This window comes from Streptomyces pathocidini, assembly GCF_001418495.1.
In the GTDB taxonomy this organism is placed as follows: domain Bacteria; phylum Actinomycetota; class Actinomycetes; order Streptomycetales; family Streptomycetaceae; genus Streptomyces; species Streptomyces pathocidini.
The window spans coordinates 1-10,169 of the sequence record NZ_LIQY01000148.1 but is presented as its reverse complement, the minus strand read 5'-3'; the positions used below and the strand labels follow the sequence as shown (position 1 = coordinate 10,169).

The following is a 10,169-nucleotide window of genomic DNA, read 5'->3' as shown; positions in this document are numbered from 1 at the left end:
CATGCGGTACGAGGCGAAGTGGGACGGCTTCCGGGCCATCGTCTTCCGCGACGGTGCGGAGATCGAGATCGGCAGCCGTACCGGAAAGCCGCTCACCCGCTACTTCCCCGAGCTGGTCGAGGCCTTCCGGGCCAACCTGCCGCCGCGCTGCGTGGTCGACGGCGAGATCGTGATCATCCGTGACGGGCGGCTGGAGTTCGAGGCGCTGCTGGAGCGCATCCACCCCGCCGACTCCCGGGTGCGCATGCTCGCCGGGACCACCCCGGCGAGCTTCGTCGCCTTCGACCTGCTCGCGCTCGGCGACCGCTCGCTGATGGACGCCCCGCTGACCGAGCGCCGCGCGGCGCTGACCGAGGCCCTCCGGGACGCGGCGGACCCCGTCTTCACGGCCCCCGTCACCGACGATGTCGAGGTGGCCCGGCAGTGGTTCAGCCAGTACGAGGGCGCGGGCCTGGACGGGGTCGTCGCGAAGCGGCCGGAGCTGGGCTACCGGCCCGACGAGCGCGTCATGGCCAAGGTCAAGCACGAGCGGACGGCCGACTGTGTCGTGGCCGGGCTCCGCCACCACAAGTCGGGCCCCGTCGTCGGGTCCCTGCTGCTCGGCCTGTACGACAGCACTGGGCGGCTCCAGCACGTCGGGGTCTGCGCGGCCTTCCCCATGAAGCGACGGCAGGAGCTGATGACCGAGCTCGAACCGCTGCGCATGGAGTCCGTCGAGGGCCACCCCTGGGCGGACTGGGCCCGCGAGGAGGCGCACGCGACCAGCCGTATGCCGGGCGCGCCCAGCCGCTGGACCGGTACGAAGGACCTGTCGTGGGTGCCGCTGCGGCCCGAGCGCGTGCTGGAGGTGGCGTACGACCACATGCAGGGCGACCGCTTCCGCCACACCGCGCAGTTCCGCCGCTGGCGGCCGGACCGGGACCCGGCGTCGTGCACGTATGCCCAGCTGGAGGAGGTCGTCAGCTATGACCTGCGGGAGATCCTGGGTTCCTCGTAGGGGGCTCGCAGGCCAGGCTCGGCCAAGTGTGGCCCGGCGGGGCGGACTGAGTGATGCTGGAAGGGGAACCCGGCACCCATCCGGAGGGCGGCCAGAGTACGGCGAGGGGCGAGGAGTCAGCGAGGCCGAACGATGAGCGAGAGCATGATGGGTGACGAGGTCTACCAGCCCGACGAATCCGACCAGCGCGAGGACATCGGCCCGCTGGAGCCGGAGGACACCCTCGACTACCACGGTGTCGAGCAGATTCTGGACGAGGGGTACTCGCCGCCCGAGCGCCCCTGGGCCGTGGAGACTTGCGGCACGACGGCCGAGGAGCAGCACGAGGGCGAGACGCTCGAAGGGCGGCTGGCCCGCGAGTTGCCCGACCTCCAGGTGCCCGACGGGGACGGCATGGGCGACATGACCGGGGGCGACGGCGAACTGCTCGACGAGGAAGTGGGGGACCGGCGCGCCGGGCGCCTGGTGGCGCCGGACGAGGGGGCGCACGCCGACGAGGAGAAGGACCTCGTCGCGAGCGACATCGGCATCGACGGTGCGGCCGCGTCGGCCGAGGAGGCCGCCGTGCACGTCGTAGCCGAGACCGAGGCCACTGAGGAGCGGTGGTGATCCCCCGGAACTGAGCGCGGATCCCGTGTCCCGCGTATCACCTCGTGCGGTCCGAACAGGCGCCGGCATCCGTCGAGTTGTCCTTCTGGAGTTGAAGCATGGCGAACGCGTCGGCACACATCGGCGTCACCGGCCTCGCGGTCATGGGCCGCAACCTGGCCAGGAACTTCGCACGGCACGGGCACACCGTGGCCGTGCACAACAGAACGGCGGCCAGAACCCGTTCCCTCGTCGAGGAGTACGGCGGCGAGGGAACCTTCGTTCCCGCGGAGCGGCCCGAGGACTTCGTGGGCTCGCTGGAGCGGCCGCGGCGGCTGGTCGTCATGGTCAAGGCGGGCCGCCCGACTGATGCCGTCATCGAGGAGTTCGCGCCGCTCCTCGAACCCGGCGACATGATCATCGACGGGGGCAACGCCCACTTCCAGGACACCCGCCGCCGCGAGGCCTCGCTGCGCGAACGCGGGGTCCACTTCGTCGGCACGGGCATCTCCGGCGGCGAGGAAGGCGCGCTGCACGGGCCGAGCATCATGCCCGGCGGCTCGGCCGAGTCCTACGAGTCGCTCGGCCCGCTGCTGGAGGACATCTCCGCCAAGGCCCAGGACGGCAGCCCCTGTTGCACCCACATCGGGCCCGACGGCGCGGGCCACTTCGTGAAGATGGTGCACAACGGCATCGAGTACGCCGACATGCAGCTCATCGCCGAGGCGTACGACCTGCTGCGGCACGTCGCCGGGTTCGAGCCCGCCCGCATCGCCGAGACCTTCCGCACCTGGAACACCGGGCGCCTCGACTCGTATCTCATCGAGATCACCGCCGAGGTGCTCGCCCACACCGACGCGGCGACCGGCCTGCCGTTCGTGGACGTCGTGGCCGACCGGGCCGAGCAGAAGGGCACCGGCCGCTGGACCGTGCAGACCGCGCTGGACCTGGGCGTGCCTGTGTCGGGCATCGCCGAGGCTGTGTTCGCGCGCTCGGTCTCCGGCCACGCGGACCTGCGCGAGGCCGCCCGTACGCTGCCGGGGCCCGAGCGGCGGCCGATGAGCGAACAGGGCGCCGAGGCCTTCGCCCACCACGTCGAGCACGCGCTCTACGCGTCGAAAGTCGTCTCGTACGCGCAGGGCTGGAACATGGTCAGCGCGGCGGGGGAGGAGTACGGCTGGGAGATCGACCTCGGCTCCATCGCCGCCATCTGGCGCGGCGGCTGCATCATCCGCGCCGCGTTCCTCGACCGGATCCGCGCCGCCTACGCGGCCGATCCCGGGCTGCCGACGCTGCTGGCCGACAAGGAGTTCGCGGCCGAGGTCGGCGAGGCGCAGGACGCCTGGCGCGCGGTCGTCTCCACGGCAGTGGCGCACGGCGTGCCGACCCCCGGCTTCGCGGCGGCGCTCACGTACTACGACGCGCTGCGCGCCGAGCGGCTGCCCGCCGCGCTCACCCAGGGCCAGCGCGACTTCTTCGGCGCGCACACCTACCGGCGCACCGACCGGGAGGGCAGCTTCCACACGCTCTGGGGCGGCGACCGCACGGAACGGCCCGCAGACTGAGCGCTCACCCGGTCATGCGCCCGCCACCGACAGAACCGCCATCGACAGAACCGCCACCAACGGAACCGTCATTGGACGACGGGCTTGAGGCGGTCCACGCGGTGCTCCCGCACGTAGTCCGCCATCGTGCCTTGGAGCAGGGCCTTCCAGAGGGCCGCCGAGCCGTGGTCGTCCAGCAGGACCACGGACTGGCCGCCGACCGTGGCCGTGCGGTCCACGGGCGCGTTCATGAACACCATCCGCGAGGCGCGCATGCCCCGCGAATCCCAGAGCAGATCGCGCAGTTGGGTGTCGGAGAGTCGGTCGTCGACGCTGATCGTCGCGGTCAGCTGGTCCAGCAGCCGCTTGGTCCGCAGCGGGCTCGTCAGATGGTCGCCGGAGAGGACCTTGGACAGCACGGCGCGCAGATAGTTCTGCTGCCGGTGCGTGCGGTCCAGGTCACCGCGCGGCAGGTCCTTGCGCTCGCGGACGTACTCCAGCGCCTCCGCGCCGTTCATGTGCTCCGCCGGACCGCCGGCGACGGACAGCTCCACGCCGCCCACGGCGTCGGTCAGCTTGCGGAAGCCGCTCCAGTCGATGACGGCGAGATGGTCCACGCGCACCCGCGTCAGCCGCTGCACCGTGTCGATCAGCAGGGGCGGACCGCCCCAGGAGAACGCGGCGTTGAGCTTGGACCGCCCGTGCCCCGGGACCTTCACCCAGGTGTCGCGGGGGAGCGAGACGACGTACGCGGTGGCGTGGTTCGAGGGCAGGTGCATCAGCATCATCGTGTCGCTGCGCTGGGCCCCCGGCTTCCACGGCGCCGCCTTGGCGTCCGTGCCGGTGGTGGGCAGGTCCGATCGCGAGTCGACGCCGACCAGCAGGAAGGTCTGACCGCCCTTGGCCGCCGAGGGCCGCTCGCCGGGCGGCACATCGGTGGGGAAGGCGTGCGGTACGCGGTTCACCTTCGACGTGTAGTGGTCGACGGCCCACCAGCCGGTGCCGGCGGCCATCAGCAGGCCGACGCACAGCAGCGCCAGCGCTCCCCACAGCACCCGCTCGGCTCGCCGCCTCATGCGGCTCTTCCTGTCGCCGCTTGCCAACGTCCCGCGCTTCATGGTCAGTTCCCCCCACCGTTCATCGCAAGGCCCATAAGGCCGAGCCTGAACGGTTCTACGCCACTACCGGCCGCGACGCGCGCGTATTCGGGGAAAATCGCCCGATTTTCCGGGCGATCACTCGGACGGGAGGGTCGCTTCGACGAAGTGGGCACTCCGGCGAAGAGGGGTCACTCCGGGGCGGGGAGGTCCTCAAGTGCCTTGCGTAGGAACGGGACGGTGGCCGCGGGCCGCTCGGCCTCGGCGCACAACCGGTCCATGACGGACAGGTAGTTGTCCACGTCCTCCTGCTTGTCCAGATACAGGGCGCTGGTCAGCTGCTCCAGATAGACCACGTCCGGCAGATCCGGTTCCTGGAAGCGCAGGATGGTGACCGGACCGCCCGCGGCGGCGACCCCGCCGAGGCTGAACGGCGCGACCTGCATGGTCACATGGGGCAGTTGGGCCAGCTCGAGGAGGTGCGCCAGCTGCGCCCGCATGACCTCGATGCTGCCGATCGGGCGGCGCAGCACCGCCTCGTCCAGCACCGCCCAGAACCGCGGCGGGTCCTCCCGCTGGAGGAGCCCCTGCCGGGCGATGCGCAGGCCGACCCGCCGCTCGATCTCGGTGGGAGTGGCGCGCGGGTTGCCGAGTTTGGTGACCTCGCGGGCGTAGCTCTCGGTCTGCAGCAGGCCGGGCACGAACTGGTTCTCGTACGTGCGGATGACGGACGCGGCCTCTTCCAGGCCGATGTGCGTCTCGAACCACTGGGGCAGCACGTCTGTGTACTGGTGCCACCAGCCGGGGGCGGTCGCCTGCCGGGCCAGGGCGAGGAAGTCGGCCCGCTCGGCGGGGTCGAGGATGCCGTAGAGCGTGAGCAGGTCGGCGACGTCCCGCTCCTTGAAGCCCACACGGCCCAGTTCGAGTCGGCTGATCTTCGCATGGGAACCGCGAATGGCGTCAGCCGCTGCCTGGGTGCTGACGCCATTCTGCTCGCGGAGCCTTCGGAGCTGCGTCCCGAGCACGATACGCAGCGCGGTCGGACCTCCGCGCGGATGCTCGAGATAGCGCTTCATCATACGCTCGCTGCCCTGCTGAGCGGCGGTCATGCTGACTCCCCTGAGTGCATCGTGCATAGGTGAGCTACCAGTGTTCCACCGCGAGGGCCGCCGCGTACAGTTCCGCGCCGCAATTCCCGGGCCCGTACGGTCAGATCGAACCGACCATACCGTCGAACTCGCCGTCCTTGGCCCCGTGAAGGAACATCAGGACCTCGTCGCGGGTGTAGATCAGCGCCGGGCCGTGCGGGTCCCGCGAGTTGCGCAGGGCGACGTCGCCGCCGGGGAGCTTGGCCAGCTCCACGCAGTTGCCGTTGGGGTTGCTGTAGCTGCTCTTGGTCCACTCCGCGCCGGATATCCGGGTCGCGGGGATGCCGTTCTCGAACTGGTGCACTGCGTCTCTTCCTTGCCTGGGACCTGTGGTGCGTCGGTCAGGGAGAACTCAAGCCGAACTGCCCGTGCAATTGCAAGCGTTCTTGCAGATGTGCTTGCAGACCCCGGTTCCGGGCAGGGATAGTGGTACCCGGAACAAGCAAGCTCTGGCAGCAACTGCCGTGCCTTCCGTAGGGAGTGAAGAGCCGTCAGCAGGATGCTCAAGCCAACAGGACTGCCCGCTGTGGGTGAACTCGTGCTGGACGCGAGGCTCGGCCGCCTGGGGATCGTCATGGACGCCCAGGGCGGCAGTCTGTTCCTGCGGCGCCCCGAGGGCGGACGCGAGTGGGAGGTGGCGCCGGAGGACGTGCGCCCCGCGCCCGCGGAGCGCCGCGCGCAGTGGCGTGCGGCGCGTGGTGCGTCGACGAACGGGGCGTCGGCGAACGGAGCGTCGAGGAGGGCGTCGTGAGTGTGCACACCGCGGACGGCAGGTCCGGTCGCTGGTCGATGATCCGGGAGCCGGCGCCGGAAGCCCCGTCCGCCGTCTTCGAGATGGAGTGCACCTCCTGCGGCCATGCCTCGGGGCCCGCCGAGGACCCGGAGGCCGCGAGAGCCTGGGCGGTACGGCATGTGGCCGGGGCTCCGGCGCACACCGGATTCCGGGAAGTCGTGCACCACTTCTGGCGGGCGCTGCCCAACGGCGGCTGAGTAGTCTGGCGGGCGCTGCCCATCGGGGGTTGAGCAGTCTGGAGTGGGCTGCTCAATGGTGGCTGAGCTGAGCCAGACCGAACAGCGCTGAGGGGCCCCCTTGGCCGATCAAGGGGACCCCTCAGCGCTGTGCTGTCCGCTGCCGCTGTCCTACGGCTTGCGGGCGACGCCGCCGAACTCGATCCACTCCTGGGTGAGTTGCTTCGGACCGGCGTCCTCACCGGGCCGCCAGGTGGAGACCTCGACCAGGCCGGGCTCCAGGATCTCCAGGCCCTCGAAGTACGCGTGCACGTCCCGCTCCTCACGCACCCGGCCCCAGTTGCCGTGCGTGCTGGTGTCCATGAAGTCGGTCACGAAGTCGCGGGTCGCCTTGTCCTCGCTGACCAGTTGGCAGATCACGAAGACCGAGCCGGGCGCCACGCGGTCGGCTATCCGCCGGATGATGCCCTTGGGGTCGTCGCTGTCGGGGATGCAGTGCATGACCGAGACGAACAGGACGCCCAGCGGCTCGTCGAGGTCGATCAGCCGCTGGACCTCGGCGTTGCCGAAGATGCCGTCGGTGTCCCGCATGTCCGCCTGGATGACGGCGGTCTTGTCGTTCTCCTCCAGCAGCGCCCGGCCGTGGGCTAGGACGATCGGGTCGTTGTCGACGTAGACGACACGCGACTGGGGGTCCACGCCCTGCGCGACCTGGTGCACGTTGTCCTGGGTCGGCAGGCCGGAGCCGTGGTCGAGGAACTGGCGGATCCCGTACTCCTGCGCCAGGACGCGCACCACCCGCTGGAGGAAGCGGCGGTTGTTGATCGCCAGGACCTGGGTGCTGGGGACGACCTTCAGGAGTTCCTCGGAGGCCGCGCGGTCGACCTCGTAGTTGTCCTTCCCGCCCAGGTAGTAGTCGTACATCCGCGCCACACTCGGGACGTTGATGTCGACCTCGTTGGACAACGGCTTACCGCCCTGGACCATCGGACCCTCGCTCACGTTCCGGCGGCCATCCGGACTGTACGGCCGCGACGTTCCCCATCCTAGGAGGAAACTCCAGGTTGGGGCATGGTTCGAACGAACCTGTGGACAACGGGTGTTGGAATGATCGGGCCGCGGGCCACGCACTCGGCCGGCGACTCGCCGGCCGGGCGCACACGCGAGCGGCCCCTGACGGTTCGTCGCCGTCGGGGCCGCTCTCTGCGTACGGGGTCCGGAGGTCTCAGCCCACCGCGTTCTTCATCTTCGGGTCGTTGTCGAGCGGGTTGCCCTCCACGTCCTTGCAGAGCTTCACGGGGCGGTCGTTGTCGACGTGCTTCCCGGGGATCCAGGCCGGCTTGTCGCTCCTCAGGAACCAGACGTCGTTCCCGCCGATGTTCAGCGCGTGGACCTTGCACTTCAGGGGGATCTTGTTCTTCGGGCTGAGCAGGCCTTTCACCGAGGAGTCGGTGCTGGGGTACTGGCGCTCCTTGAGGCGGTGGGCGCCGACCACCACGCCGACCGGCTGGGCCGGGGGCTTGGGCTTGGCCGCCTGGGTCGGGGCCGTCGGGTCGGTCGGGTTCGCGGACTGCTCGGGCTGCGACTCCTCCGAGGACTCGGCCGCGTCGGAGGACTCCGCCGGCTCGGCGGCCTCCGACTGGTCCGAGGCCTCGGACGGCGCGGGCTTCGCCGGCTGTACGGGCTGGGGCTTCGCGGGCTTGACGTGCGTCGCGGCAGGGGCGGGCGGCGCGGGCGATACAGCCTGCGCGGGCGCCGCGGTCAGCAGCGATCCGCCGAGGGCCATGGCGGCCGCGAAGGCGCCCGGACCGAAGGCGGTCGTTCTGCAGGGCTTCTTCAGGACGTTCGGCATGGTCAGTTCTCTCCTACTTCGGGAACCACATGGCGCATGGCCGTATTCCATCACCAAACATGACATATGTGACGGACAACCCAGCGAAGCCGGACACGTTTTGATGACGCGTCATTCGGCTGTTCGACGGCTGGCCCCCTCGCCCATCTGGTTGAAGCGCGGCCCGCGGGTGAGCGCGAGAAGGGCCATGTCGTCGGTCGTGAGCCCGTCGGTGTGGCGCCCCACCTCGTCGAGGAGGAGGTCGAGGAGCGCGTCGGGACTGGCGAAGCGGCGACCGGTCAGCCGGGCCACCGGATCGTAGAAGGCGCCGTCGCGGTCCCGGGCCTCCGAGAGGCCGTCCGTGTAGAGCAGCAGGGTCGCGCCCTCGGGGAACGGCACCGTGTCGGCCCTGTCCCGGTCCGCGCACAGCACCGCCAGGCCCAGAGGCAGCTCGGGCTGCGAGGGCTCCACGTAGCGCACCGCCCCGTCCAGGAGCACCAGCGGACCGGGGTGGCCGCGGTTGAACAGCCGCAACTCCTCACCGCCGTACGGGATCTCGGCCAGGACCGCCGTCGTGAACCCCTCCACGTCGTCGAGGTTGGCCCGCCGCTTGCTCTCCCGGGTCAGCGCACGGTCCAGCCGCGCGGCGAGCTCGGCCAGCGTCGGCTCCTCCTCGGCGGCCTCGCGGAACGTCCCCAGCACGATGTCGACCGCCTCGACCGCGTTGAGCCCCTTGCCGCGCACATCGCCGACGATGCAGCGCACCCCGTACGGCGTGTCCTGCACCGCGTACAGGTCGCCGCCGATCTGGGCGCCCTCGTGGGCCGCCGTGTAGCGCGCCGCGATCGTCATCGGGCCGACGCGGGGCGGGGGTTCGGGCAGGACGGCCCGCTGCACGGCGAGCGCGATGGTGCGGGCCGACTGGAGGCGCACGTCACTGCGGTAGAGCAGCCGGTTGATGAGGACGGCCAGCGCCGAGATGATCACGACCGACGACAGTTCGCTGTACCCGCCCGAGGGGCCCCAGTAGCCGAAGTGCGCGAGCAGCGCGATGTCCGCGCCGCACGCGGCCAGCCCGGTCAGGATCAGCGCGGGCAGCGACAGCACGGGGGCGCCCGCCATCGGGGCGGCGGAGTAGAGGGCCGCGCCGCTGAAGTCGGGCGGCGTGAAGTAGTCGATGAGGACGCCGGCGACGATGATCACGGCGGGCAGCAGCTTCAGCCGGCGCACGACGGCGCGGCCGGCGGTGCCGCGCCACTCGGTCGGGCTCCCCACGGGTGGGCCCGCCTAGCCGCAGTCGAGCGGGAACGGAGCGGTCGCGCCGACCGGGCCGGTGTTGCGGCACAACGCGTAGCCCTCCGCGGTCAGGTCGGCGACGATGCCGGGCACGGCGTCGGGGTAGTGGTAGTCGAGGTGGCCGAGGACGACTCCGCCGCGCTTGTCCTCCTCGGGCGCCTCCCGCACGGTGGCGCGGATCGACTCGGTGGAGCGGAAGCCGCCGTCGGTCTCCTCCCAGTCCAGGGTGTCGACCGTCCAGGTGCACATCCGGTAGCCCAGGGCGTCGGCGATGGTGGTCTCGCGCTCGCCGAAGTCCCCGTACGGCGGCCGCAGCAGGTTGCTCCGCACGCCGTTGCCGATCTCGGCGACCGCCTCGTCCTCGGTGAGCCGGGACAGGTGCTGGTGGGAGTACGTGTGGTTGCCGACGTAGTGGCCCTGCTGCCGCAGCGTGCTGACGATGTCCGGGTGCTCCTCGGCCTGCTCGTTGATGAGGAAGAAGGCGGCGCGGATCCCCTGGGACCGCAGGTACGCGCCGATCCGGATCGTGCGGTACGGGTCCTTGTAGGACCAGTCGTCGAAGGTCAGCAGGGTGCGGTCCGAGGTGTTGCCGCAGCGGGTCTGGCTGTAGGCGGGGGCGGGGGTGGGAGCGTCGGCGTTGGCGGCCGCGGCGGTCGCGGTGAGGACGAGCGCGCCCGCGGCGGCGGTGGCCCCCACTAC

General features: G+C 71.0%; 12 protein-coding genes. 5 read left to right on the top strand and 7 right to left on the bottom strand.

Annotated elements, in window-relative coordinates; all coding sequences use genetic code 11:
- The 3 genes from AOK16_RS09205 to gndA form a co-directional block, all read left to right on the top strand.
- Positions 1-997: ATP-dependent DNA ligase (locus AOK16_RS09205; protein WP_055471754.1), on the top strand; the 997-nt coding region annotated here is incomplete at its 5' end.
- Positions 998-1,129: 132 nt separating this feature from the next.
- On the top strand, positions 1,130-1,606 hold the full coding sequence (locus tag AOK16_RS09200; protein ID WP_055471753.1) for a DUF5709 domain-containing protein: 477 nt from the start codon (positions 1,130-1,132) through the stop codon (positions 1,604-1,606).
- A 98-nt stretch (positions 1,607-1,704) separates the two neighbouring features.
- Positions 1,705-3,150 (top strand): NADP-dependent phosphogluconate dehydrogenase, encoded by a 1,446-nt coding sequence (gene gndA / locus AOK16_RS09195; protein ID WP_055471752.1) that lies wholly within the window; start codon positions 1,705-1,707, stop codon positions 3,148-3,150.
- Between the two features lie 68 nt (positions 3,151-3,218).
- On the opposite strand, the gene AOK16_RS09190 is transcribed toward gndA, so the two are convergent.
- The 3 genes from AOK16_RS09190 to AOK16_RS09180 form a co-directional block, all read right to left on the bottom strand.
- Positions 3,219-4,205, bottom strand: a complete 987-nt coding sequence (locus tag AOK16_RS09190) for an LCP family protein (protein WP_240483477.1) — start codon at positions 4,203-4,205, stop codon at positions 3,219-3,221.
- Between the two features lie 212 nt (positions 4,206-4,417).
- Positions 4,418-5,335 (bottom strand): helix-turn-helix domain-containing protein, encoded by a 918-nt coding sequence (locus tag AOK16_RS09185; RefSeq protein WP_055471751.1) that lies wholly within the window; start codon positions 5,333-5,335, stop codon positions 4,418-4,420.
- Between the two features lie 100 nt (positions 5,336-5,435).
- Positions 5,436-5,678 (bottom strand): DUF397 domain-containing protein, encoded by a 243-nt coding sequence (locus tag AOK16_RS09180; RefSeq protein WP_055471750.1) that lies wholly within the window; start codon positions 5,676-5,678, stop codon positions 5,436-5,438.
- A 195-nt stretch (positions 5,679-5,873) separates the two neighbouring features.
- On the opposite strand from AOK16_RS09180, the gene AOK16_RS09175 reads away from it, so the two are divergent.
- A complete protein-coding gene (locus AOK16_RS09175; RefSeq protein WP_055471749.1) occupies positions 5,874-6,125 on the top strand; it encodes a hypothetical protein in 252 nt (83 codons plus the stop codon).
- Complete coding sequence (locus tag AOK16_RS09170; protein WP_240483474.1) at positions 6,122-6,364, top strand: DUF7848 domain-containing protein; 243 nt, start codon at positions 6,122-6,124, stop codon at positions 6,362-6,364. The genes AOK16_RS09175 and AOK16_RS09170 overlap by 4 nt, the downstream gene beginning before the upstream one ends.
- 150 nt (positions 6,365-6,514) lie before the next feature.
- On the opposite strand, the gene AOK16_RS09165 is transcribed toward AOK16_RS09170, so the two are convergent.
- The 4 genes from AOK16_RS09165 to AOK16_RS09150 form a co-directional block, all read right to left on the bottom strand.
- The gene (locus AOK16_RS09165) at positions 6,515-7,330 is read right to left on the bottom strand and encodes an SAM-dependent methyltransferase (protein ID WP_055471748.1); all 816 of its coding nucleotides are present in this window, start codon (positions 7,328-7,330) and stop codon (positions 6,515-6,517) included.
- 238 nt (positions 7,331-7,568) lie between these two features.
- Positions 7,569-8,195: a hypothetical protein gene (locus AOK16_RS09160; protein WP_055471747.1), complete on the bottom strand. Its 627-nt coding sequence runs from the start codon at positions 8,193-8,195 to the stop codon at positions 7,569-7,571.
- 111 nt (positions 8,196-8,306) lie between these two features.
- Entirely contained in the window at positions 8,307-9,449 is a 1,143-nt protein-coding gene (locus tag AOK16_RS09155; protein WP_055471746.1) for a PP2C family protein-serine/threonine phosphatase, read from the bottom strand.
- Positions 9,450-9,461: 12 nt separating this feature from the next.
- Positions 9,462-10,169, bottom strand: a 708-nt coding sequence (locus tag AOK16_RS09150; protein ID WP_157859156.1) for a polysaccharide deacetylase family protein, incomplete at its 5' end; no start/stop codon positions are given.

What these genes read in the sequence shown, in the direction of transcription:
- AOK16_RS09200 (WP_055471753.1), top strand. Translation starts at nt 1,130, where the DNA reads ATGAGCGAGAGCATGATGGGTGACGAGGTCTACCAGCCCGACGAATCC.
- gndA (WP_055471752.1), top strand. Translation starts at nt 1,705, where the DNA reads ATGGCGAACGCGTCGGCACACATCGGCGTCACCGGCCTCGCGGTCATG.
- AOK16_RS09190 (WP_240483477.1), bottom strand. Translation starts at nt 4,205, where the DNA reads ATGAGGCGGCGAGCCGAGCGGGTGCTGTGGGGAGCGCTGGCGCTGCTG.
- AOK16_RS09185 (WP_055471751.1), bottom strand. Translation starts at nt 5,335, where the DNA reads ATGACCGCCGCTCAGCAGGGCAGCGAGCGTATGATGAAGCGCTATCTC.
- AOK16_RS09175 (WP_055471749.1), top strand. Translation starts at nt 5,874, where the DNA reads ATGCTCAAGCCAACAGGACTGCCCGCTGTGGGTGAACTCGTGCTGGAC.
- AOK16_RS09165 (WP_055471748.1), bottom strand. Translation starts at nt 7,330, where the DNA reads ATGGTCCAGGGCGGTAAGCCGTTGTCCAACGAGGTCGACATCAACGTC.
- AOK16_RS09160 (WP_055471747.1), bottom strand. Translation starts at nt 8,195, where the DNA reads ATGCCGAACGTCCTGAAGAAGCCCTGCAGAACGACCGCCTTCGGTCCG.